Below are 23,663 nucleotides of genomic sequence, written 5' to 3' on the forward strand. Positions count from 1 at the left end.
TTAATATGCACGCAGAGTTTTAAACACCGAGGCCAGCTTGCTGGCATCTTTTATACCCGGTTGCGACTCTACGCCTGAATTGAAATCGAGGCCTGCGCAGCCGGTTTTCGCGGCTTCCACACAGTTATCCGGGCTTAGTCCGCCCGCCAGCAGGACGTTGTCCAGCTTTTCGCCGTTCAGCAGCGACCAGTCAAAACGTTGTCCGGTGCCGCCCTGACCGTTGTCGAGCACGTATTTGTCGACGTGGTTAAGGTTACGTGCGGGCAGGGTGGTGCCCACGCTTTGTGCTTTCCAGATCTGAACCTGCGGTGCCAGCGCGTCGCGCAGGGCATTGATATACGCCTGATCTTCTTCGCCATGGAGCTGAACGGCACTCAGGGATAACGCGTCGGCTTTTGCCACAACGTCCGCGATATCCGCATTGCGGAACACACCAACATAGCTCAGCGGGGCCGCCGCGATTACCCTGCGGGCCTGTTCCTCATTGACTGCGCGAGGAGAGGAATCGACGAAGATTAAACCGCCATAGATTGCGCCAGCCTCATACGCGGCCAGCGCATCCTGTTCGCGGGTTAAGCCGCAGACTTTGTTTTCACCCAGCAGCACGCGACGCACCGCCGCGTTGAGGTCGTCATGCTCCATCATGGCGGAGCCAATCAGGAAACCGTTGGCGAAGTGGCTCAGCTCGCGCACCTGGGCGTAGCTGTTAATGCCGGATTCGCTGATCACCGTGACGCCAGAACCCAGACGCGGAGCCAGCTGACGCGTGCGGTTCAGGTCAATCGACAGGTCGCGAAGATCGCGGTTGTTGATGCCGACCACTTTGGCTTCCAGCGCGATGGCGCGCTCGAGCTCTTCTTCGTTACTCACTTCGGTCAGCACGCCCATTTTCAGGCTGTGCGCCACGGCAGACAGCTGGCGATACTGCTCGTCGTCCAGCACCGAGAGCATCAGCAGACAGGCGTCAGCCTGGTAGAAACGCGCCAGCCAGATCTGATACGGGTCGATAATAAAGTCTTTGCACAGGATCGGCTGCGGCGCGATGCCGCTGACGATCGGCAGAAAATCGAAGCTGCCCTGGAAATATTTCTCATCCGTCAGCACTGAGATGGCCGACGCATGATGCTTATAAATACCGGCGATGCGCGCCGGGTCGAAATCGTCACGAATAACGCCTTTTGAGGGAGACGCCTTTTTGCACTCCAGAATAAAGGCGGTGCGTGCACCCTGCAGAGCGTCATAGAAACGACGGCTGCTTGGGACGACGTCATTCTGGAAACTGGCAAGCGGCTGCTCTGCTTTGCGTGCTTCCACCCAGATGGCCTTATCGGCAACGATTTTCGCTAAAACGGTCTGCATTCTTTACCCTCTTGCCGCAAGTGCGGTAACGCGATCGTAAGCTGCACCGGAGCGCAGTACATCCAGAACTTTTTGAGCATTGGCCTTCAGGTCTTCCTCACCGTGCAAACGCATCAGCATGGCGACGTTGGCAGCCACGGCGGCCTCATGGGCGGCCTCACCTTTACCTTGTAGTAAGCGCGTCAGAATGTCACGGTTTTCTTCCGGCGTACCGCCTGCCAGCGCTTCCTGACGGTACGGCGTTAAGCCGAAATCAGACGCCTCAAGCTGATAGCTGAGCACTTTACCATCGTTAAGCTCGGCCACCAGCGTCGGCGCGTGCAGCGAAACTTCATCCATTCCGCCGCTGTGGACCACGGCGGCACGCTTGTAACCCAGCACGCGCAGCGTCTCGGCAATCGGCAGCACCAGTTCAGGGCTGTAAACGCCAATTAATGCCAGCGGCGGATGGGCCGGGTTGATCAGCGGGCCGAGCACGTTAAACAGCGTGCGGGTTTTAAGCTGCTGGCGAACCGGCATCGCGTGGCGGAAACCGGTGTGATATTTCGGCGCAAACAGGAAGCAAACGCCCAGATCGTCCAGCGCTTCGCGTGAACGCTCGGCATTCATCTCCAGGTTGATGCCAAACGCGGCCAGCAGGTCGGACGAGCCTGAACGGCTGGAGACGCTGCGGTTACCGTGTTTCGCTACCTTTAAACCACACGCCGCCGCCACAAACGCGCTGGCGGTAGAAATATTGATACTGTTGCTGCCGTCACCCCCGGTACCCACGATATCGGCAAACTGATAGTCAGGGCGCGGGAACGGGGCGGCATTCTCCAGCAGGGCGGTGGCGGCACCGGCGATCTCCTGCGGGCTTTCTCCGCGCACCTTCATGCTGACCAGCGCCGCCGCCAGCTGTTCAGGCTTCAGCTCGCCGCGCACCACGGCGGAGAAGAGCTGGTGGCTCTCCTGCTGGCTCAGGGTCTGCGCCTGATACAGTTTTTCCAGAATCGGCTGCAGGGTGTTGGTCTGCTCCAGCTTCTGTAACGCCCAGTCAAGGGTCTGCTCCAGCAGGCGGGCGCCGTTGGAGGTCAGAATAGATTCCGGGTGGAACTGCATCCCGCAGACGCGATCCGCATCGTGGCGTACCGCCATCACCATGCCTTCAAACGAGGCGTTGATGGTCAGCCCGGCCGGAATGTTGCTGCCGACCAGCGAATGATAGCGCGCGACCGGGAGCGGGTTCGGCAGCCCGGCAAACATTGCCTGGCCGTCATGTTCAATGCTGGAGGCTTTACCGTGCAGGATCTCGCCCGCCTGGCCGACGTAACCGCCGTAGGCTTCCACGATTGCCTGGTGACCAAGGCAGATACCGATAATCGGCAGCTTGCCGCGCATGCGGGTCAGCAGCTCGGGCATACAGCCCGCTTCGCTCGGCGCACCCGGCCCCGGGGAGAGCATCAGTACAGGGTTTTGCATGGTCGCCAGACGGTCAATCAGGGTCTGAGCCGGAACGTGGTTGCGGTAGATAACGACGTTGTGGCCATTCGCACGCAGCTGGTCTGCCAGGTTATAGGTAAAGGAGTCGATATTATCGAGCAGCAGAATGTCAGCCATCAGAAAATCTCCTGTGCGTGGTGTGCGGTAGCGATGGCGCGCAATACCGCGCGTGCTTTACTGCGGGTTTCGTCAGCTTCAGACTGCGGAACAGAGTCGAGAACAATCCCGGCGCCGGCCTGAACGGTGGCAATACCGTCTTCGACGTAGGCGGAGCGGATCACGATGCAGGTATCGAGGTCACCGTGGGCGGTGAAGTAACCCACCGCGCCGCCGTAGCTCCCGCGACGACGTCCTTCCGCTTCGGCGATAAGCTGCATGGCGCGCACCTTCGGCGCGCCGCTCAGGGTGCCCATATTCATACAGGCGCGGTAGGCGTGCAGCACGTCGAGGTCGCTGCGCAGTTCACCCACCACGCGGGAGACCAGGTGCATCACGAAGGAGTAGCGGTCAACTTTGGTCAGATCCGCCACGTAGCGGCTGCCCGGGGTACAAATGCGCGCCAGGTCGTTACGCGCCAGGTCAACCAGCATCAGATGCTCGGAGAGCTCTTTGTGGTCGGTTCGCATTTCCAGTTCGATGCGGCTGTCCAGATCGCGATCCAGCGAGCCATCGGCGCGACGGCCGCGCGGACGGGTGCCTGCAATCGGGTAGATCTCAATCTGGCGGCTGGTGGCGTCGTACTTCAGCGAGCTTTCCGGCGAGGCGCCGAACAGCGTGAAATCATTGTCCTGCATAAAGAACATATACGGGCTTGGGTTGCTCTTCTTCAGCACGTCGTAAGCCGCCAGAGGCGACGGGCAGGGCAGAGAGAAGCGGCGGGAAGGCACAACCTGGAAAATCTCCCCGGCGCGAATGGCTTTTTGCATCTGGCGAACCACGGCGCCGTATTGATCGTCGGTCTGATTTACCTCACAGGTCATCTTCTCGACGCGCTGTACCGGCAGCGCAGGCGGCGCTTCCGTCATCTGCTGCTGGAGCTGAGCGATGCGATGCTCCAGACGGTTTTTCTCAGACGCAGACGGGGTGAACAGGCTTGTCTGAATGCGGGTATATTTTTTCTGATGGTCGATCACCAGCAGGGTTTCGGCCAGGTAGAAACAGTAGTCCGGGCAGCGGTTGCCCTGCTCGGTTTCCGGCAAATCTTCAAAACCGGCGACCAGGTCGTAAGCAAACAGCCCGCCGAAGAACATTGCTTCGCGCTCATCTTCCGGCACGGTGACAAGATTTTGCAGCAGGCGGAAGGCATCGAACACGGACAGCGAGCAGAGGCGCGCGTCTTCGTCCAGCAGCTGGCTCACCGGCGGGAAATGCAGAATTCGCATGTCAGGGTGACGCTCATTGTCGATGCCCGCGGGCAGAGCCGCATCCAGCATCGGGAGGAGCGATGCGCCATTGTCAGAGAGCGCTTTGATGGTGACAGTGTCACCTAACGCGGTAATGCGCAGCGCGCTGTCGACCAGCAGCAGGCTTTTCAGATCGTCCTTGCTGTCGATATCCGCAGACTCCAGCAGCAGCGTCGCCGGACGCGCGCCGCACACCTGATGAAACAGCGCGGTCGGGTTGTGGCGATAGGCCGCCTCGCAGGTCAGCAGTTCGAGATGGGGTTTGGCTGTTTGCATGTTGTTGTTCTCATTTATTCTGTTCAAAAAAAAGCCCGCTGGGTAGCGGGCGGGTATCTGTTTGCATTTCGCAGACGCGTGACACTGCCCGAAGATCAGGAAGTGCGCCACCAGCCGTGCAGAGTGAAATGTGCCGTCATTTTCAGATACCTTTCTCGTGTGAACTTGTGTACTAGTTAACTAGTTCGATGGCGTATTGTCAACCCTTGATTTCAGAATTTCACGTTAAGTCGGTATCATGACGGTTTCGGATGTTTCCAACCTGTTATGGGAAGTGCTTTGAGCGATACCACCTACGCGATTATTTATGATTTACACAGCCACACTCAGGCCTCTGATGGCCTGCTGACGCCCGAAGCCCTGGTTCATCGCGCGGTTGAAATGCGTGTCGGCACGCTGGCGATAACCGATCACGATACCACCGACGCCATTCCGGCAGCGCGCGCCGAGATTGCCCGCAGCGGACTGGCGCTGAATCTGGTGCCCGGCGTCGAGATATCGACCGTATGGGAAAACCATGAGATTCATATCGTTGGCCTGAACATTGATATAGAACATCCGGCACTTCTTGCCTTTTTGCAAGAACAAAAAACGCGCCGCAACCAGCGCGCGGAGATGATCGGCGAGCGTCTGGAGAAGGCGCATATTCCGGGCGCGCTGGAAGGGGCGCAAAAGCTGGCGAACGGCGGGGCGGTCACCCGCGGTCATTTCGCCCGTTTTCTGGTCGACGCGGGCAAAGCGACGACCATGGCGGATGTCTTTAAAAAATATCTGGCGCGCGGGAAAACCGGATACGTTCCGCCACAGTGGTGTACAATAAAACAAGCTATTGATGTGATTCATCATTCTGGCGGTAAGGCCGTGCTGGCCCATCCGGGACGGTATAATCTTTCTGCTAAATGGCTGAAAAGACTGCTGGCGCACTTTGCCGAATGCGGTGGCGAGGCGATGGAAGTCGCCCAGTGTCAGCAGGCGCCCAATGAGCGCGCGCAGCTCGCGACTTACGCCCGCCAGTTTGGCCTGCTTGGGTCACAGGGTTCTGATTTCCATCAGCCCTGCGCGTGGATCGAGCTGGGACGCAAGCTCTGGCTACCCGCTGGCGTTGAGCCGGTCTGGCAGCTCTGGGAGTAGCCGCAGCAAATTGAAGAGAGGGAAGTATGAGTCAGTTTTTCTATATCCATCCGGATAACCCGCAGCCACGTCTGATTAACCAGGCCGTGGAGATCGTCCGCAAAGGCGGCGTGATAGTCTACCCGACCGATTCCGGCTACGCGCTGGGCTGTAAAATTGAAGATAAAGGGGCGATGGAGCGAATCTGTCGCATCCGCCAGCTGCCGGACGGCCATAACTTTACCCTGATGTGCCGCGATCTCTCTGAGCTGTCGACCTATGCTTATGTGGATAACGTGGCGTTTCGCCTGATCAAGAACAACACGCCGGGTAACTACACCTTCATCCTGAAAGGGACGAAAGAGGTGCCGCGCCGCCTGCTGCAGGAAAAGCGTAAAACCATCGGGATGCGCGTGCCGTCGAACCCGATTGCCCAGGCGCTGCTGGAAACTCTCGGCGAACCGATGCTCTCTACCTCACTGATGCTGCCGGGAAGCGAGTTTACCGAGTCCGATCCGGAGGAGATTAAAGATCGTCTGGAGAAGGTGGTGGAGCTGATTATTCACGGCGGTTATCTCGGCCAGCAGCCGACCACCGTGGTGGATCTGACTGAAGATGCGCCGGAAGTGATTCGCGAAGGCGTGGGTGATGTAAAGCCTTTCTTGTAGAGGTGTAAGCAGATATACTACGCGGCCATCAAAGCAGGGCTCGGCTCTGCTTTTGACCGGATTCGACGCCTGTGAAGGCGCGCAGGGTAAATAAAAAATCATTATTTATCAAGGTGTTGAGTTGTTGGTGTGAGTAACAAACATCACTTTTTGTGACAGCTTTAGCAGCACTTTGAATCCCATCTTTTATGCACACTGTTTTCCATTCTCTGGTCACGCCGAATAAGGTTGCTACGTTTGTGCGTATCACCATCGGGGCTTTATGGCTTTTATTGCCTAAAATCGGGGGAAGGGAGGGGCAAGGTTGGTGGGGATGATCAAGTGCAAGCCAGCGTGGTAGCTGGCTTGATTTTGAGATGTTACCGGAAGTACAACACGGTTCCGGCAATCATGATTGACAGCAACCCGAGAGCTGAAAAAGCATACTCGACAACGAACCAGTTTTTGAGGTGAGGTGGTAAGCCTCTGATGAACGAAACATCATCGTTGGTACTGTCTACCGAGCTTTTGCCAAATATTAAAGGATTCACGATGAAATTGATCTTTGCTGCGTAACCAGTGCTAAACCCTATGGAATCAGCCTTGTCGAAAATAACCGACCCGACAGGGAGTGAGCCAAATTTTTCTCTATACAGAGCACAAATCGTGGAGAAGCGCTTTTTGTTGAGAAATGACAGGACTGCTACAGCCATCCCACAGACGAGGCTTAACCCTCCAAGCCCACAGATGATCAGGTCTGATGAGTTGGTCATTTGTTGACCCAAAGCCATACACCGCCGAGAAGCAAGGCGACCAAACCAATCACAGAGCATACGAATTCTGCAATAAACCAGTATCGAATCTTTGCTGGCAACCCTCTGATGAATGCGACATCATCGTTTTTGCTATGGATGGACTTTTTCCCGTAGATTAATGGATGAATGATGAAATCCATTTTCGTTGTATACCCTGCTGTAAATCCGATTACGTCGGCTTCTTTCAATACTGCGGCGGCAAGTGGCAAGGAGCCAAACTTGGCCTCATACATTCGACAGACCTCAAGAAATCTCTTCTTGTTTAGAATGGATAAGACGACCATTGAAACCAAGGCAATCATCATTGCACCTGAAATGATGAACAGTAGTAGATCAGATGCGGTAACAGTCATTTTGTTACCTCATAAACTTTTTCGCCCAATGTTTCACCAAGTTTACCTCCTATCTCTCCACCTGCATAACCAGCCGCACCAGTGAAGATTACACCGCAAGCCAGCATTCCAGCACCAGCGGCTTCAACAGTTAATGCACCCAAAACAAAGGAACAAACAGTTGCAGAGGCTCCACCAGATGCCAATGAACCAGCAATTACACCTACCCCAATACTCATTCCAAAACTACCGACTTCGGTATAAGTAGTTTTCTCGCAGTCGGAACCAACCGTACAGGCTTCATAAATCTTATCCAGCCTGTTCACGCCATCAAGAGCGATGCCAACATAACCCGCTGTTTTCATCATTTTCACATACTTTGCGGCTTTCTCGATGAAAGTCGCGTAGCCTTCAATGTCAGCAACCCCGGTCTGGTTCCAGCGATGAGTGATAGAACTGGTTGAAAGCCCCAACGCCCGCTTAATGTCCGGGTAGTCTTGCAAGGCGAGTTTATGACGAGTGAAATCGGTGAGGATGCTATCGAGTTCGCTGAATAGTTGGCGTCTCTGCACATAAAACTGTTCGCTAATCAGCGATCCGCTGGTGATGTACTGATTTTTGTATGCCTGTTGAATCTTGGTCAGAACTCTTTCGATCTTCTCAAAGTATTTCCCCGCAGCTTCGGAGGCCAGCCCGGTTGTCGTACTGGCGCGAGAAGTAAAAAGGTCTATCGTGTCTTTATTCTTGTGCAGGAAGTTCGCTTCCTGGATGGTCAACGGTTCTAACGCCGCATCAACTCGCGCTTTCGCAGCTTTCATGTGGGCGATCTGTTCATCGTTCTGTTTCTCAGGATCAACCAACAGCATAATAGAACCTGCTTTGTATCTTTCATCCGGGCCGTTCAGCGTGGCGAATAGTTCCTTTGCTCCCGCTGGTGGGTTTTCGGTGAATAGCAGACGTTGCCAGGCTTCGGTTGTGCCGCCGTAGGGGAGAACGGCGAAACCTGCGTCAATGCCTGTTTTCTTTTTCTTCGCTGTCTGGGCGTGCTGCTCTGGTTCTGGTTCTGGTTCTGGTTCTGGTTCTGGTTCTGAGTATGCGTTAGGATTGAGTGAGGCGGATAGTGGAGCCACTGCCGCTAAGCCTACATTTCTGAATGCCTTTGGTTCTTCTTTTTCATACATGGGGTAAGCATTGGAAGGACGTATTTTTGCCTTACAAGGGCATGAACTATAGCTATCGAGCGACCCTGCTACACGTTTGTCATCTGCACCATCCGTAAAAATTGAGATCCCGCCGATAATCTTGTATGTGTTGCCATCTTTGCCACAGGTTACAGGATCACCTTCTTTCGCTATCGGTTTACCGAAGGCACTGCCCAGCGCGGAGCCTACGACTATCCTTCCTCCGCATGAAGTTCTGTCCCCCTGACATAAAACAATACCTGTCGCCATAGTTCCCTCTACCTGTTATGGAAATAATCACGGAGGTCATTTTACAAGCAATAACCATACGCACAACAAGTGTTTGACCTAAGTGAAACTATAGTGGTCAACAAAAACTGGCCATAGTGTTAGTGTTATTACAGTATCGGCTTTCCGATTCGTTTGGAGGTAACCCACCATTATATTCGTGTGGCCAGAGCGCGCTGTAATATCTAACGATACAGTCCGTTATTGCGTGAGCTGCATCGCTGAAGCTTACGTAACCCGTAACCGGCATCCTTAGAAAAGTTTCTTTTGGAGCGAATCAAGTCGCTCAAATCTACTGATCCTGTTTTCGGTGATTTGCCAATGTATGTACAGATCGGACTTGAATGGAACAGCATTATGGCTGATTGCAATTACAAAAGTTTAATGAGTTTGGACAGAAGGGGGTGATCCATGCCCTTCGCCACACTTTCATTTCAGAGGCAATGACAAAATTATTGCCCGTAATGGTGGAATTTGTAGTCGGGCATTCTCGAACTTAATCGTTATGTATCCCCGCAAGGTACACACATGGCCACCATTAAGAGATTTTCTTCCTGTGGTTGATGGGATCAGTTGGGAGTAAATAAAAGAATGGAGGGAATAGCCAGCATGTACTTCGCTAGCTATTGTTTAATGTGTGGATATGCATGTTATTTATTGATGCGCTATGATTTGAAAATTACGAAATCTAATATCAAAAAGGCAATAAAGAAAATGATGGCAATGAAAAGTAAAGAAAACTTCACTTTCAACCATCTTACTGTTTCATTAGGCAAATCTTTAATAAAGTCATAGTGTTCTGACTCCATATCTCTAACAATAAAGCTACCCTTTCTAACAATGAGAGGAAAGAAGAAAAACAAATCTTTTTGGAATGTTAAAAATATGCCTCCAGCCTGCGCAATAGTTATACCTCCAGGGAGGAAACCAAACTTATCACGAAATGCATCGCAAAGCTGCAGATGTTGTTTGTTCTTTAGCGTTGAATAACTAAACGCAGCAAAAGTAGTAAAGACGAATAAGATAAATAAAATGGCAGTTAAGCTTTTCATCTTATTGCCCTACACTGTTATAGATAAACTCACCAACGGCCTCACCCCCTGATGATGAAAGTTCACCACCCACATATCCTGCAGAGGTTCCAAGTATTACGCCACAAGCTAATGCACCAGTACCACCTGCAGCCATTGTTGCAGTGCCCAAGACTAACGAGCATATGCCCATACCTATCACACCACCAGCTAAACCGCCAGCAAGGCCACCAGAGAAACTACCGATCTCAGTGTATTTTTTCTTAGTACATTCAGCTTCTCGACCAATTGAACAAGCCTCATTTATTGCATTGATTGAGTGAACCGAACTAAACGCTATTCCGACGTAACCAGCATAACGCATCGCCTTGGTATATTTAGCTGCTCGCTCTATATGCGTTGCGTAGCCTTCAATGTCGTTGATCCCTGTCTCATTCCAATTATGCGTTATTGAGCTGGTGGACAAGCCAAGCGCATTTTTTATTTTGGTATATTCGCCAAATTTCATTGTCTTATTCAGGAAACCAACTTTAAGCACACGGTCAAGTTCAGTGAATAGCTGAGCACGTCTTACGTAAAACTGTTCGCCGATTAATGCACCTCGCGTCATGTACGTATTTTTGTAAGTTTCCTGGATTTCTTTAAGAATCTTTTCGATATTCTCAAAATATTTCCCAACTGGATCAGCCGCAATCCCAATGCCTTTATCTGCAATATTAGAGAAGTTGGCAATAGTGGCATAATGTTTATGAAGGAAGTTGGCTTCCTCATGCGTCAGTGGTTCCAATGCTGTATCAATGCGCTGTTTTGCTGCCTGCATGTGTGCGATCTGCTCGTCGTCCTGTTTCTCTGGAGCAACCAGAAGCATAATCGAACCAGCTTTGTATCTTTCATGCGGGCAATTCAGCGTAGCGAATAGTTCCTTTGCTCCTGCTGGCGGGTTTCCGGTGAATAGCAGACGTTGCCAGGCTTCTGTAGTGCCGCCGTAGGGGAGAACGGCAAAACCTGCGTCAATGCCTGTTTTCTTTTTCGCCGTCTGGGCGTGTTGCTCTGGCTCTAGTTCTAAGTATGCGTTTGAAGTGAGTGAGGCGGATAGTGGAAGCACTGTCGCTAAGCCTGCATTTCTGAATGCCTTTGGTTCTTCTTTTTCATACATGGGGTAAGCATTGGAAGGACGTATTTTTGCCTTACAAGGGCATGAACTATAGCTATCGAGCGACCCTGCTACACGTTTGTCATCTGCACCATCCGTAAAAATTGAGATCCCGCCGATAATCTTGTATGTGTTGCCATCTTTGCCACAGGTTACAGGATCACCTTCTTTCGCTATCGGTTTACCGAAGGCACTGCCCAGCGCGGAGCCTGCAACTATCCTTCCTCCGCATGAAGTTCTGTCCCCCTTACATAAAACAATACCTGTCGCCATAGGTCCCTCTACCTGTTATGGAAATAATCACGGAGGTCATTTTACAAGCAATAACCACATGTACAATAAGATATTTGTCAGTCGGCAACCCATCACATTAATGACAGAGCACTAAGTGTACGAAAGTGTTATTCTCTTCGGCATCTCCTACTATTATAAATCTGAATAAGTGATGCAGTTTGATCTTGAATTTGAGCAGATCTGGATTGTTCGCAGTGCTACAGTTAACGTTATCCCTATTAAAAAACAGGGGAATAGGTCTGTAGGCGGTACGGTGAAACAAAAGGTAGTGAACAATGCGCCTAAGAAAACCGGAGGTGATACGGTTACTAAGGAGTTTAAGAAATAAGGGCTTACGCCCCTTTATTTACCTAGAATTTAATCAGAGGCTAAGTTTTAGGGGGTGAACATGCTGTACGACAAAGTAGGTTACAACGTGGTGAATATCGCGTATAATGGCATTCAGTGAAATGCGCTAACGCATTGATTTATATCACTTTGTTAGTGACCATTCGACGCCTGTGAAGGCGACACCTGAGGAAGCTCAATGAGCGAGAAGTTACAGAAAGTGCTGGCGCGCGCCGGCCACGGTTCACGCCGTGAAATCGAAGCCATTATTGAAGCGGGTCGCGTGAGTGTGGACGGTAAAATCGCCACGCTGGGTGACCGCGTTGAAATCGTACCGGGGCTTAAGATCCGCATTGACGGTCATCTTATCTCCGTGAAAGAGTCTGCGGAACAGATCTGCCGCGTGCTGGCCTACTACAAGCCGGAAGGCGAGCTGTGTACCCGCAACGACCCGGAAGGTCGTCCAACGGTGTTTGACCGTCTGCCAAAACTGCGCGGCGCCCGCTGGATTGCCGTGGGCCGTCTGGACGTGAACACCTGCGGTCTGCTGCTGTTCACCACCGATGGTGAACTGGCAAACCGTTTGATGCACCCAAGCCGTGAAGTTGAGCGTGAGTACGCCGTTCGCGTCTTCGGCCAGGTTGATGAAAACAAATTGCGCGATCTGTCGCGTGGCGTGCAGCTGGAAGACGGCCCTGCGGCGTTCAAAACCATCAAATTTACCGGTGGTGAAGGGATTAACCAGTGGTACAACGTGACCCTGACCGAAGGACGTAACCGCGAGGTGCGTCGTCTGTGGGAAGCAGTAGGCGTGCAGGTTAGCCGCCTGATCCGCGTTCGCTACGGCGACATTCTGCTGCCGAAAGGTCTGCCGCGCGGTGGTTATACCGAGCTGGATCTTACCCAGACTAACTACCTGCGCGAGCTGGTTGGCCTGACGCCGGAAACCACCTCTAAAGTGGCGGTGGAGAAAGATCGTCGTCGTATGAAGGCGAATCAGATCCGTCGTGCGGTGAAACGCCACAGCCAGGTGAACAGCAATCGTCGCTCAGGCAGCCGGAATAACAACGGTTAATTTAAAAAGCCCGGTGAACGCACCGGGCTTTTTTCTTTAGTAATCAATGCCAATTTGTGCTTTGATGCCAGCATCAAACGCATGCTTGACCGGACGCAGCTCGCTGACGGTATCTGCCAGCTCCAGAATCTCCCGATGACACCCGCGACCTGTAACGATAACCGTCTGGTGCGCAGGGCGGTTCTGCAGTGCATCCAGCACGTCCTCCAGCGGCAGGTAGTCGTAGGCGACCATATAGGTGATCTCATCCAGCAGCACCATATTTAACGCCGGGTCAGCCAGCATTCTTTTGGCGTGCTCCCAGACGGCAAGGCAGGCTGCGGTATCGGTTTCCCGGTTCTGCGTATCCCACGTAAACCCGGTCGCCATCACCTGAAACTCAACGCCGTGCGGTTCAAGCAAATTACGCTCACCGTTGGGCCATTCCCCTTTGATAAACTGGATGACCCCCACTTTTTGTCCGTGGCCGACGGCGCGCGTAGCGGTGCCAAACGCTGCAGTGGTTTTGCCTTTACCATTGCCGGTAAAGACGATGACGATCCCACGTTCGTCCTGGGCTGCCGCGACGCGCGCGTCAACCTGTTCCTTCAGACGCTGCTGGCGCTGCTGATGACGCTCTTCACTCATTGCGAAATCCCCGGTTTGCGGCCCGGCTGGGCGTCAAAGGTCATTCCGGTTTTGCGGCGGCTGTCGTCGCCCATCAGCCAGAGATAGAGCGGCATAATGTCTGCCGGGGTTTTCAGCTTCAGCGGATCTTCCGTCGGGAAGGCGCTGGCGCGCATGCTGGTGCGCGTACCGCCCGGGTTAATGCAGTTTACGCGCAGATGGCGGCTCTGATACTCCTCCGCCAGCACCTGCATCATGCCCTCGGTCGCGAATTTTGAGACAGCATACGCTCCCCAGTTTGCGCGTCCCTCGCGGCCTACGCTGGAAGAGGTGAAGACCAGAGACCCTGACTCGGATTTGAGTAATAAAGGAAGCAAGGCCTGGGTGAGGAAAAAAGTTCCGTTAACGTTAACCTGCATCACCTGCTGCCAGATATCAGGATCCTGTTCATCCATTGGACGCACTTCACCTAACAAACCGGCGTTGTGCAGCACGCCGTCCAGACGTGAGTAGTGGGTACTGATACGGCGAGCAAGTTCCTGGCACAGCGCTGGTGTGCATGTCAGCAAATCGAGCGTGTACCAGGGGGCAGGTGTCCCGCCTGCGGCTTCAATTTCATGAGCAACCCTCTTGAGCTTTTCTTCGTTGCGCCCAATAAGAATCACGCTTGCGCCATACTCAGCGTACGTCAGGGCCGCTTCGCGACCAATACCATCGCTGGCGCCGGTGACAAGAATGATTCGGTTCTGCAGCAGGTTTTTTTGCGGTTGATAATGCACGGTGACTCCTCAGGCGCACGGTGTCTCAATCACGCCTTTATAATGACTTTTCGGCTTTATGCCCGAATTAGCGTGAGAATTCAATCAGTCTACAGGACGCATTGCTGCAAAATTAACAATTTGCAAATATTTAAACCGCAGCGCGGGGATTCCTGAAGACGGCTCGCAGAGGTAATGTCACGGGCGAGACGCAGGGGCAGGGCTGTTGTACACTGCCGTGAAAGATTCGTGGTTAAATCAAGGTGGAACGCGTGGAATTACTTTCTCAATATGGGTTGTTTTTGGCCAAAATCGCGACGGTGGTGATTGCCATTGCCGTGGTTGCCGTTCTGATTGTCAACCTGACGCAGCGCAAGCGTCAGCGTGGGGAATTACGCATCACCCGCCTGAGCGAGCAGTATAAAGAGATGCAGGAGGAGATGTCCCTCTCGCTGCTCGATAGCCATCAGCAGAAGCTGTGGCTGAAAGCCCAGAAGAAAAAACACAAGCAGGAAGCCAAAGCCGCGAAGGCGAAGGCAAAGCTCGCGACGCCGCAGGGGGACGCAAAACCCCGCGTCTATGTGCTCGATTTCAAAGGCAGCATGGATGCGCATGAAGTCGCCTCGCTGCGCGAAGAGGTGACTGCGGTTCTGGCCGTGGCAACGCCGCAGGATCAGGTCGTGGTGCGTCTTGAGAGTCCGGGCGGGGTGGTGCACGGTTACGGGCTGGCCGCCTCACAGCTGCAGCGCCTGCGCGAGAAGCAGATCCCGCTTACCGTGGCGGTAGATAAAGTCGCGGCGAGCGGCGGCTATATGATGGCCTGCGTGGCGGACAAAATCGTTGCGGCGCCGTTTTCCATCATTGGTTCCATTGGCGTGGTCGCACAGATCCCTAACTTCAACCGCTTCCTGAAAAATAAAGAGATCGATATCGAACTTCACACGGCGGGTCAGTACAAACGCACCCTGACGCTGCTGGGGGAAAACACGGAAGAGGGGCGCCAGAAATTCCGTGAAGATCTGAATGAAACTCACCATCTCTTTAAAGACTTCGTACACCGCATGCGCCCAACGCTGGATATTGAACAGGTGGCGACCGGTGAGCACTGGTACGGCATCCAGGCGCAGGAAAAAGGGCTGGTGGATGAAGTGGGTACCAGTGATGACCTGCTGCTCAACCTGATGGAAGGCCGGGAACTGGTAGGCGTGCGCTTTACCCAGCGCAAACGACTGATGGACCGCTTTACCCACAGCGCGGCGGAAAGCGCGGACCGCCTGCTGCTTCGCTGGCTACAGCGTGGACAAAAACCGCTGCTGTAAACAAAAACGCGAGGCATATGCCTCGCGTTTTGCATTAATCGACCAGGTGATATTTCTCTGAAAGAGTATGCGCCAGGTATTTAAACATATTAAACACGGCGGTGCTTTTCGGGGTCGGTAAACCCTGCTCGTCAAGGAAGTATTCGCCGCTGAAAACCAGCACGCCATTACGCTGCTCAACGCCGGTGGCTTCAATGCCTGCCAGCGTATCTTCATGGTTACGAATAAGCTTGTTTGCTTCGATAAGCAGAGAGGCTCGGTCAATGGGTTGGGTCGTATTCTGCATAATCCACTCCTTAAACAGTGACAATAGTCTACGCCGGGGTCGCTTTGGGGGCAAATTTACCCTGTAATGTGAGGGGATAAGATGCAGAGGGCAGGTTGGCGGGATTTGCTTTTGCATGCTAATAAAGTTGCGTAACGAATTTTATCAGGTAGAGTGTGCGCTTTCGTCATTCTGGCAACAGAATTGCTTGACATTCGACCGGGAATTCGTCACGAATTATACGAGATGTGAGAAAAATACCCGAAAACTCAATGACCTGGATGTCTCCATTCTGACGTTCGGTAAGACATAGGGGTTGATATCCCCTGACGCAGTCGCAATATCATTGGCTCGTCGTCAGCGGAAGGGAAATCAACGTGCGGCGTATTCCTGGAAGAATTAAATTAGGTAAAGGTGAATATGGGTAAAGCTCTCGTCATCGTTGAGTCCCCGGCAAAAGCCAAAACGATCAATAAGTATCTGGGTAATGACTACGTGGTTAAGTCCAGCGTTGGTCATATCCGCGATTTGCCGACCAGTGGCTCAGCCAGCAAAAAGAGCGCAGACTCTACCTCCACCAAAGGGGCTAAAAAGCCTAAAAAGGATGAACGTAGCGCGCTTGTCAACCGCATGGGTGTTAACCCATGGCACAACTGGGATGCACAATATGAAGTGCTGCCCGGGAAAGAAAAAGTCGTTAACGAGCTGAAGCAGCTTGCTGAAAAAGCAGACCACATCTATCTCGCAACCGACCTTGACCGCGAAGGGGAAGCCATTGCGTGGCACCTGCGGGAAGTGATCGGGGGGGATGACAAACGCTACAGTCGCGTAGTGTTTAACGAAATTACAAAGAATGCGATTCGTCAGGCGTTTGAGAAGCCGGGCGAGCTGAATATCGACCGTGTAAACGCCCAGCAGGCGCGTCGCTTTATGGACCGCGTTGTGGGCTACATGGTTTCTCCACTGCTGTGGAAAAAGATTGCACGTGGCCTGTCTGCAGGACGCGTGCAGTCTGTAGCCGTGCGTCTCGTCGTTGAGCGTGAACGCGAAATTAAAGCCTTCGTACCGGAAGAGTTCTGGGAAGTTGACGCCAACGTCACCACCCCGGGCGGTGATGCGCTGCCGCTGCAGGTAAGCCATCATAACGATAAGCCTTTCCGTCCTGAAAACCGCGATCAGACCATGGCCGCCGTGGCGCTGCTGGAAAAAGCGCGCTATCAGGTGCTGGAGCGCGAAGATAAACCGACCAGCAGCAAGCCTGGCGCGCCGTTTATCACGTCCACACTGCAACAGGCGGCGAGCACCCGTCTGGGTTACGGCGTGAAGAAAACCATGATGATGGCCCAGCGCTTGTATGAAGCGGGTTACATCACCTACATGCGTACTGACTCAACGAACCTGAGCCAGGACGCGGTGAACATGGTGCGCGGCTACATCAGCGACAACTTCGGTAAGAAATACCTGCCGGAAAGCGCCAACCAGTTCGCCAGCAAAGAGAATTCTCAGGAAGCGCACGAAGCGATTCGTCCTTCTGATGTCTCTGTGCTGGCCGAGTCGCTGAAAGACATGGAAGCCGACGCCCAGAAGCTGTATCAGCTGATCTGGCGTCAGTTCGTCGCGTGTCAGATGACCCCGGCGAAGTACGACTCCACCACGCTGACCGTTGGCGCGGGCGATTTCCGTCTGAAAGCGCGCGGTCGTATCCTGCGCTTCGACGGCTGGACGAAAGTGATGCCAGCGCTGCGTAAAGGTGATGAAGACCGTACGCTGCCTGCGGTAAACAAAGGCGACGAGCTGTCGCTTGTCGATCTGGTTCCGGCCCAGCACTTCACCAAGCCGCCTGCGCGCTTTAGTGAAGCGTCGCTGGTTAAAGAGCTGGAAAAACGAGGGATTGGCCGTCCGTCAACCTACGCGTCAATCATCTCGACCATTCAGGACCGCGGTTACGTTCGCGTAGAGAACCGCCGTTTCTATGCCGAAAAAATGGGTGAGATTGTCACCGACCGTCTGGAAGCTAACTTCCGCGAGTTGATGAACTATGACTTCACCGCGCAGATGGAAGACAGCCTCGACGAGGTGGCCAGCCACAAGGCGGAGTGGAAGAAGGTTCTCGACAGCTTCTTCAGCGATTTTACCAACCAGCTTGAGAAAGCGGAGAAAGATCCTGAAGAGGGCGGCATGCTGCCTAACCAGATGGTACTGACCAGCATCGACTGCCCGACCTGTGGCCGTAAGATGGGGATCCGTACTGCGACAACGGGCGTGTTCCTTGGCTGTTCAGGCTACGCGCTGCCACCAAAAGAGCGCTGCAAAACAACCATCAACCTGGTGCCGGAGAACGAAGTTCTCAACGTGCTGGAAGGTGATGATGCGGAAACCAACGCTCTGCGCGCGAAACGCCGCTGCAAAAAATGCGGCACGGCGATGGACAGCTATCTGATCGATCCTAAACGTAAGCTGCACGTCTGTGGTAACAACCCAACGTGTGACGGGTATGAGATCGAAGAGGGTGAGTTCCGCATTAAAGGCTATGACGGCCCGATTGTGGAGTGCGAGAAGTGTGGTTCTGAAATGCACCTGAAAATGGGGCGTTTTGGTAAGTACATGGCCTGCACCAACGACGAGTGTAAGAACACGCGCAAAATTCTGCGCAATGGTGAGGTTGCTCCGCCGAAGGAAGATCCGGTTCCGCTGCCTGAACTGCCGTGTGAAAAATCCGACGCGTACTTCGTGCTGCGTGATGGCGCCGCAGGTGTCTTTCTGGCTGCCAACACCTTCCCGAAATCGCGTGAAACGCGCGCGCCGCTGGTGGAAGAGCTGCATCGCTTCCGCGATCGTCTGCCTGAGAAGCTGCGTTATCTGGCCGATGCGCCACAGCAGGATCCTGAAGGCAATAAGACGGTGGTCCGTTTTAGCCGTAAAACGAAGCAGCAGTACGTTGCGGCAGAGAAAGAGGGTAAAGCGACCGGATGGTCTGCCTTCTTTGTCGATGGCAAATGGGTTGAAGGCAAGAAATAATCTTTCCTGACCGTTACTTACCTGTAAAAGGGCCGGACTTCCGGCCCTTTTTTATTACCTTATTATTATTTTTTGTTCCGTACTATACAGTCAGGCTATAAATGATATAGTGGTTATAGTTAACCCTTTTCTTATTATCAAATCGTCTTAAGCGATTGACCGCGTGCGCTAAATCGGATGGTCTGGCATGAAATTACAGCAGCTTCGTTATATCGTTGAGGTGGTGAATCACAACCTTAATGTCTCTTCCACCGCCGAGGGGCTATATACCTCGCAACCGGGCATCAGCAAGCAGGTTCGCATGCTGGAGGATGAATTAGGTATTCAGATTTTCGCCCGCAGCGGTAAACACCTCACACAGGTGACGCCAGCGGGACAGGAAATTATCCGTATTGCGCGGGAAGTCCTCTCCAAAGTCGATGCGATCAAGTCTGTGGCGGGTGAACATACCTGGCCGGATAAAGGCTCGCTGTATATTGCCACGACGCACACCCAGGCGCGCTACGCCCTCCCGGGCGTTATCAAGGGCTTTATCGAGCGTTATCCGCGCGTCTCCCTGCATATGCACCAGGGTTCGCCAACGCAAATTGCTGAGGCGGTGTCGAAGGGCAATGCAGATTTTGCCATCGCGACGGAAGCGCTTCATCTGTATGACGATCTGGTCATGCTGCCGTGCTATCACTGGAACCGCTCCATTGTGGTGACCCCGGATCATCCGCTGGCGGGCAAAGGGTCGGTGACGATCGAAGAGCTGGCGCAATATCCTCTGGTCACCTACACGTTTGGCTTCACCGGACGTTCTGAGCTTGATACCGCCTTCAACCGGGCCGGGCTAACGCCGCGGATTGTCTTTACCGCCACCGATGCCGACGTCATAAAGACCTATGTACGGCTTGGCCTGGGGGTAGGGGTGATCGCCAGCATGGCGGTGGACCCGGTGTCAGACCCTGACCTGGTGCGTCTTGATGCACATGATATTTTCAGCCATAGCACGACCAAAATAGGCTTCCGTCGCAGTACCTTCCTGCGAAGCTATATGTATGATTTTATTCAGCGCTTTGCCCCGCATTTAACGCGTGACGTGGTGGATACCGCCGTGGCATTACGCTCAAATGAAGATATTGAAGAGATGTTTAAAGATATCAAACTCCCCGAAAAATAATCACACCCGGTATCTTTCCCTGTTGGAAAGATACCGAAATATCCGCTTAAAGCTAAATTAGAATTATCATCATCTGCACTTCCCCTGCCATATATTGTCATTATCCTTTTAATTTGTGTGGTTTTAATGTCGTGAATTGGCGACAAAAATAGAAACTAATTAACGGCTACGCAAATTTTTCTTTTCAAATATTTATTTCTGGTCAAAAGATTGAATATTTCATGCCTCTTGATGCGTAAATTCACTGGCTTTTCGGCTAAAGTTTCTTTAGGATTTATCTCAACAGATGATTAATTGTACCAATTGTTTGGTCCTAAATGATAAGCGATATCGATTGTATGAGGTTAGCAATGCCTTCAGGAAGTGAAGAACCGCAAAGGGATCCTGCGCTCAAGCGTAAAGCCTGGCTGGCGGTCTTTCTCGTTTCCGCCCTGTTCTGGGTGATGGTTGCTCTCCTGGCCTGGAAATATTGGGGTTGAATATGGCAGTGACGGTACGTACAGAAACGGCAAAACGGATGTGTCAGCATCATGACACTGTTCACAAAGGACGCAAAGCGCCTGCGACAGCAGTGCCGGCATCCTGGAAACTGACGCCGCAGCAGCAAGCTTTTATTGATGTGTTCGCGGAAGACGAACCCAAAAAACAATAATTTAGTTTATTGCGTAATGATGCAGTTAGTCTGAATAAAGACTATGCACCTTTGTACTCTTTAATAAATACACATCAGCAATATAGCACGAGGACCTGCCTCGGAATGTTTAATAAATAATGCCTGGTGTCCCTATGATGAATAACATGATGTCTCAAAAATACTGGTCATGGATCGGCGTTTTTACCCTGTCGATTCTGTTCTGGAGTCAGCTCATCTGGCTGGCCGTCCACTAAATGATAAAACCTCGCTGCGGCGGGGTTTTTTGTTTTACTCTCTTCTGGACCATTCCTAAATTTATCAATTCGGGTTGTTATCAAAACGTTACGACATCTTTGTGTTATCTTTAATTACGGCCCTGATGATTGTCAGGACATCTCTGTAATTAAGGAGGAGCTTATGTCGTTAACCCTACGCGAAGCCAGTAAGGACACATTACAGGCAGAAAATAAAACCTGGCACTACTATAGCCTGCCGCTGGCTGCCAGAACGCTTGGGGACATTTCGCGTTTACCCAAGTCCTTGAAAGTTTTAGTGGAAAACCTCCTGCGCTGGCAGGACGGTGATTCCGTTACCCTCGACGATATTCAGGCGCTGGCGGGATGGCTCAAGAATGCCCATGCCGACAGAGAAATTGCCTACCGCCCGGCAAGGGTCCTGATGCAGGACTTCACCGGCGTTCCTGCCGTGGTGGATCTCGCCGCCATGCGTGAGGCGGTCAAACGTCTCGGCGGCGATACGGCTAAAGTGAACCCGCTTTCTCCCGTCGACCTCGTGATTGACCACTCCGTAACCGTTGATCACTTCGGTGATGACGATGCCTTTGGCGAGAACGTGCGTCTCGAGATGGAGCGAAACCACGAGCGTTACGTCTTCCTGAAGTGGGGCCAGCAGGCGTTCAGCCGCTTTAGCGTGGTTCCACCCGGCACCGGTATTTGTCACCAGGTTAACCTTGAATATCTCGGTAAAGCCGTCTGGAGTGAATTGCAGGACAAAGAGTGGGTGGCTTATCCGGACACGCTGGTGGGCACAGATTCCCATACCACCATGATTAACGGCCTCGGCGTGCTGGGCTGGGGTGTCGGCGGTATCGAAGCGGAAGCCGCCATGCTCGGTCAGCCGGTCTCCATGCTTATCCCTGATGTCGTGGGCTTTAAGCTCACCGGGAAGCTGTCTGAAGGCATTACGGCCACCGATCTGGTGCTCACCGTTACCCAGATGCTGCGTAAACATGGCGTGGTGGGCAAATTCGTAGAATTTTACGGTGACGGGCTGGATTCGCTGCCGCTGGCTGACCGCGCGACCATCGCCAATATGGCGCCAGAATATGGCGCAACCTGCGGATTTTTCCCCATTGATGACGTCACGCTGGAGTACATGCGCCTGAGCGGACGCAGCGAAGAGCAGGTGGCGCTGGTGGAGGCGTACACCAAAGCGCAGGGCATGTGGCGCAATCCGGGCGATGAGCCGGTATTTACCAGCACGCTTGCGCTCGACATGGGAAGCGTTGAGGCGAGCCTCGCCGGTCCGAAACGTCCGCAGGATCGCGTGGCGTTAAGCGACGTGCCAAAAGCGTTTACCGCCAGCAATGAACTAGAAGTCAACGTGGCGAAGAAGGACCATCGCCCAATCGACTATGTTCTGAACGGACATCAGTATCAGCTCCCGGACGGCGCGGTTGTCATTGCCGCCATTACCTCCTGCACCAACACCTCGAACCCAAGCGTACTGATGGCGGCCGGCCTGCTGGCTAAAAAAGCGGTTGAGCTGGGGCTGAAACCACAGCCGTGGGTCAAGGCCTCGCTGGCGCCGGGCTCCAAAGTGGTATCGGATTACCTGGCGCAGGCCAGGCTAACGCCGTATCTTGACGAGCTGGGCTTTAACCTCGTGGGCTACGGCTGTACCACCTGCATCGGTAACTCCGGCCCGCTGCCTGAGCCTATTGAAACAGCGATCAAGCAGGGCGATCTGACGGTTGGCGCAGTGCTTTCCGGTAACCGTAACTTTGAAGGTCGTATTCATCCTCTGGTGAAAACCAACTGGCTCGCTTCGCCGCCGCTGGTGGTGGCCTACGCGCTGGCCGGGAACATGAATATTAACCTGGCGACCGATCCCATTGGTCACGACCGCAAGAATGAGCCGGTCTATCTGAAGGATATCTGGCCGTCCTCGCGTGAAATTGCGATGGCCGTTGAAAAGGTTTCTACCGAGATGTTCCGCAAAGAGTATGCGGAAGTGTTTGAAGGCACGCCGGAATGGAAAGCCATCAACGTTGTGGGCTCGGACACCTATGACTGGCAGGACGACTCCACCTATATCCGCCTGTCGCCGTTCTTTGATGAGATGCTGGCCGAGCCTGCACCGCTTCAGGATATTCATGGGGCGCGCATACTGGCGATGCTGGGCGATTCCGTCACCACGGACCATATCTCTCCGGCGGGGAGCATCAAAGCCGACAGCCCGGCGGGCCGTTATCTGCAAAGCCGGGGCGTGGAGCGCTGCGATTTTAACTCCTACGGATCGCGCCGCGGTAACCATGAAGTGATGATGCGCGGGACGTTTGCCAATATCCGCATTCGTAACGAAATGGTTCCGGGCGTGGAAGGGGGGATGACGCGCCATCTTCCGGGGACGGAAGTCGTGTCGATTTATGACGCAGCCGTCAAATATCAGCAGGAAGGTACGCCGCTGGCGGTCATCGCCGGGAAAGAGTACGGTTCCGGCTCCAGCCGAGACTGGGCGGCAAAAGGGCCGCGACTGCTGGGCGTCCGCGTGGTCATTGCCGAGTCGTTCGAACGTATTCACCGCTCGAATCTGATCGGCATGGGGATCCTGCCGCTTGAGTTCCCGCAGGGCGTCACGCGTAAAACGCTGGGCCTGACCGGGGAAGAGCAGATTGATATTAGCAGTCTGCAAAACCTGCAGCCGGGTAAAACGGTGCCGGTGAAGCTTACGCGAGCAGACGGGAAAAGCGAGGTACTGGAATGCCGGTGTCGTATTGATACCGCAACCGAACTGACCTACTACCAGAACGACGGCATTTTACATTATGTGATTCGTAAAATGCTGGATTAATAAAAAAAGCCCGGCATCTGTGCCGGGCTTTGTCC

At 53.3% G+C, this 23,663-nt stretch carries 23 protein-coding genes, 1 pseudogene and 1 other annotated feature; of the genes and pseudogenes, 11 read left to right on the plus strand and 13 right to left on the minus strand.

Annotated elements, in window-relative coordinates; genetic code table 11:
• The 4 genes from trpCF to trpL form a co-directional block, all read right to left on the minus strand.
• Positions 1-1,359: a bifunctional indole-3-glycerol-phosphate synthase TrpC/phosphoribosylanthranilate isomerase TrpF gene (trpCF, locus tag UTO39_RS01815; RefSeq protein ID WP_061097991.1), complete on the minus strand. Its 1,359-nt coding sequence runs from the start codon at positions 1,357-1,359 to the stop codon at positions 1-3.
• Between the two features lie 3 nt (positions 1,360-1,362).
• Entirely contained in the window at positions 1,363-2,958 is a 1,596-nt protein-coding gene (gene trpD / locus UTO39_RS01820; RefSeq protein WP_320726290.1) for a bifunctional anthranilate synthase glutamate amidotransferase component TrpG/anthranilate phosphoribosyltransferase TrpD, read from the minus strand.
• Positions 2,958-4,520: an anthranilate synthase component 1 gene (locus UTO39_RS01825; protein WP_320726291.1), complete on the minus strand. Its 1,563-nt coding sequence runs from the start codon at positions 4,518-4,520 to the stop codon at positions 2,958-2,960. The genes trpD and UTO39_RS01825 overlap by 1 nt, the downstream gene beginning before the upstream one ends.
• Positions 4,521-4,545: 25 nt before the next feature.
• Positions 4,546-4,639, minus strand: a sequence feature (Trp leader region).
• On the minus strand, positions 4,616-4,660 hold the full coding sequence (trpL, locus tag UTO39_RS22315) for a trp operon leader peptide (RefSeq protein ID WP_106993556.1): 45 nt from the start codon (positions 4,658-4,660) through the stop codon (positions 4,616-4,618). (Overlaps the previous feature by 24 nt.)
• Positions 4,661-4,787: 127 nt before the next feature.
• Here trpL and rnm point away from each other — a divergent pair, with 127 nt between their 5' ends.
• Together rnm and UTO39_RS01835 are read left to right on the plus strand one after the other, a co-directional pair.
• Complete coding sequence (gene rnm, locus UTO39_RS01830; RefSeq protein ID WP_253542226.1) at positions 4,788-5,651, plus strand: RNase RNM; 864 nt, start codon at positions 4,788-4,790, stop codon at positions 5,649-5,651.
• 26 nt (positions 5,652-5,677) lie between these two features.
• Positions 5,678-6,298, plus strand: coding sequence for an L-threonylcarbamoyladenylate synthase (locus UTO39_RS01835; RefSeq protein WP_003856793.1), 621 nt, complete (start codon positions 5,678-5,680; stop codon positions 6,296-6,298).
• 359 nt (positions 6,299-6,657) lie between these two features.
• Here UTO39_RS01835 and UTO39_RS01840 read toward each other — a convergent pair whose 3' ends face one another.
• The 6 genes and pseudogenes from UTO39_RS01840 to UTO39_RS01865 form a co-directional block, all read right to left on the minus strand.
• The gene (locus tag UTO39_RS01840; protein ID WP_320726292.1) at positions 6,658-7,050 is read right to left on the minus strand and encodes a hypothetical protein; all 393 of its coding nucleotides are present in this window, start codon (positions 7,048-7,050) and stop codon (positions 6,658-6,660) included.
• A complete protein-coding gene (locus tag UTO39_RS01845; RefSeq protein ID WP_227669655.1) occupies positions 7,047-7,445 on the minus strand; it encodes a hypothetical protein in 399 nt (132 codons plus the stop codon). Before UTO39_RS01845 ends, UTO39_RS01840 begins: the two co-directional genes overlap by 4 nt.
• Complete coding sequence (locus UTO39_RS01850; protein ID WP_320726293.1) at positions 7,442-8,875, minus strand: PAAR domain-containing protein; 1,434 nt, start codon at positions 8,873-8,875, stop codon at positions 7,442-7,444. The genes UTO39_RS01845 and UTO39_RS01850 overlap by 4 nt, the downstream gene beginning before the upstream one ends.
• Positions 8,876-8,972: 97 nt before the next feature.
• A pseudogene (locus tag UTO39_RS01855) lies at positions 8,973-9,140 on the minus strand (IS3 family transposase); the annotation flags it as partial.
• A gap of 418 nt (positions 9,141-9,558) precedes the next feature.
• On the minus strand, positions 9,559-9,945 hold the full coding sequence (locus tag UTO39_RS01860) for a hypothetical protein (RefSeq protein WP_320726294.1): 387 nt from the start codon (positions 9,943-9,945) through the stop codon (positions 9,559-9,561).
• Position 9,946: 1 nt separating this feature from the next.
• Positions 9,947-11,350: a PAAR domain-containing protein gene (locus tag UTO39_RS01865; RefSeq protein ID WP_320726295.1), complete on the minus strand. Its 1,404-nt coding sequence runs from the start codon at positions 11,348-11,350 to the stop codon at positions 9,947-9,949.
• A gap of 172 nt (positions 11,351-11,522) precedes the next feature.
• On the opposite strand from UTO39_RS01865, the gene UTO39_RS01870 reads away from it, so the two are divergent.
• Positions 11,523-11,699, plus strand: coding sequence for a hypothetical protein (locus tag UTO39_RS01870; protein ID WP_320726296.1), 177 nt, complete (start codon positions 11,523-11,525; stop codon positions 11,697-11,699).
• A 198-nt stretch (positions 11,700-11,897) separates the two neighbouring features.
• Complete coding sequence (gene rluB / locus UTO39_RS01875) at positions 11,898-12,773, plus strand: 23S rRNA pseudouridine(2605) synthase RluB (protein WP_028013408.1); 876 nt, start codon at positions 11,898-11,900, stop codon at positions 12,771-12,773.
• A gap of 36 nt (positions 12,774-12,809) precedes the next feature.
• Here the strand turns inward: rluB and cobO are convergent, their stop codons facing one another.
• Together cobO and UTO39_RS01885 are read right to left on the minus strand one after the other, a co-directional pair.
• The gene (gene cobO, locus UTO39_RS01880; protein WP_061097995.1) at positions 12,810-13,400 is read right to left on the minus strand and encodes a cob(I)yrinic acid a,c-diamide adenosyltransferase; all 591 of its coding nucleotides are present in this window, start codon (positions 13,398-13,400) and stop codon (positions 12,810-12,812) included.
• Positions 13,397-14,158 carry a YciK family oxidoreductase gene (locus UTO39_RS01885; protein WP_320726297.1) on the minus strand — a complete coding sequence of 254 codons (762 nt, stop codon included), beginning with the start codon at positions 14,156-14,158 and terminating at the stop codon, positions 13,397-13,399. Before UTO39_RS01885 ends, cobO begins: the two co-directional genes overlap by 4 nt.
• Positions 14,159-14,409: 251 nt before the next feature.
• Here UTO39_RS01885 and sohB point away from each other — a divergent pair, with 251 nt between their 5' ends.
• Positions 14,410-15,456, plus strand: a complete 1,047-nt coding sequence (gene sohB, locus UTO39_RS01890; protein WP_320726298.1) for a protease SohB — start codon at positions 14,410-14,412, stop codon at positions 15,454-15,456.
• Positions 15,457-15,490: 34 nt separating this feature from the next.
• Here the strand turns inward: sohB and UTO39_RS01895 are convergent, their stop codons facing one another.
• Positions 15,491-15,742: a YciN family protein gene (locus tag UTO39_RS01895; RefSeq protein WP_014070502.1), complete on the minus strand. Its 252-nt coding sequence runs from the start codon at positions 15,740-15,742 to the stop codon at positions 15,491-15,493.
• Between the two features lie 399 nt (positions 15,743-16,141).
• Between UTO39_RS01895 and topA the strand changes: the two genes are divergently transcribed.
• From topA to acnA, 6 genes are all read left to right on the plus strand, one after another.
• Positions 16,142-18,739: a type I DNA topoisomerase gene (topA, locus tag UTO39_RS01900; protein WP_041909639.1), complete on the plus strand. Its 2,598-nt coding sequence runs from the start codon at positions 16,142-16,144 to the stop codon at positions 18,737-18,739.
• Between the two features lie 187 nt (positions 18,740-18,926).
• Positions 18,927-19,901, plus strand: coding sequence for an HTH-type transcriptional regulator CysB (cysB, locus tag UTO39_RS01905; RefSeq protein WP_061097998.1), 975 nt, complete (start codon positions 18,927-18,929; stop codon positions 19,899-19,901).
• A gap of 338 nt (positions 19,902-20,239) precedes the next feature.
• On the plus strand, positions 20,240-20,380 hold the full coding sequence (locus UTO39_RS01910) for a YmiA family putative membrane protein (protein WP_213743510.1): 141 nt from the start codon (positions 20,240-20,242) through the stop codon (positions 20,378-20,380).
• A 2-nt stretch (positions 20,381-20,382) separates the two neighbouring features.
• The gene (locus UTO39_RS01915) at positions 20,383-20,553 is read left to right on the plus strand and encodes a hypothetical protein (protein ID WP_032644881.1); all 171 of its coding nucleotides are present in this window, start codon (positions 20,383-20,385) and stop codon (positions 20,551-20,553) included.
• Between the two features lie 137 nt (positions 20,554-20,690).
• Entirely contained in the window at positions 20,691-20,789 is a 99-nt protein-coding gene (ymiC, locus tag UTO39_RS01920; RefSeq protein ID WP_032644994.1) for a small membrane protein YmiC, read from the plus strand.
• Between the two features lie 163 nt (positions 20,790-20,952).
• On the plus strand, positions 20,953-23,628 hold the full coding sequence (gene acnA / locus UTO39_RS01925) for an aconitate hydratase AcnA (protein ID WP_320726299.1): 2,676 nt from the start codon (positions 20,953-20,955) through the stop codon (positions 23,626-23,628).
• The last annotated feature ends 35 nt before the right edge of the window (positions 23,629-23,663 follow it).

The organism is Enterobacter sp. 118C5, assembly GCF_034107645.1.
In the GTDB taxonomy this organism is placed as follows: Bacteria; Pseudomonadota; Gammaproteobacteria; order Enterobacterales; family Enterobacteriaceae; genus Enterobacter; species Enterobacter nematophilus.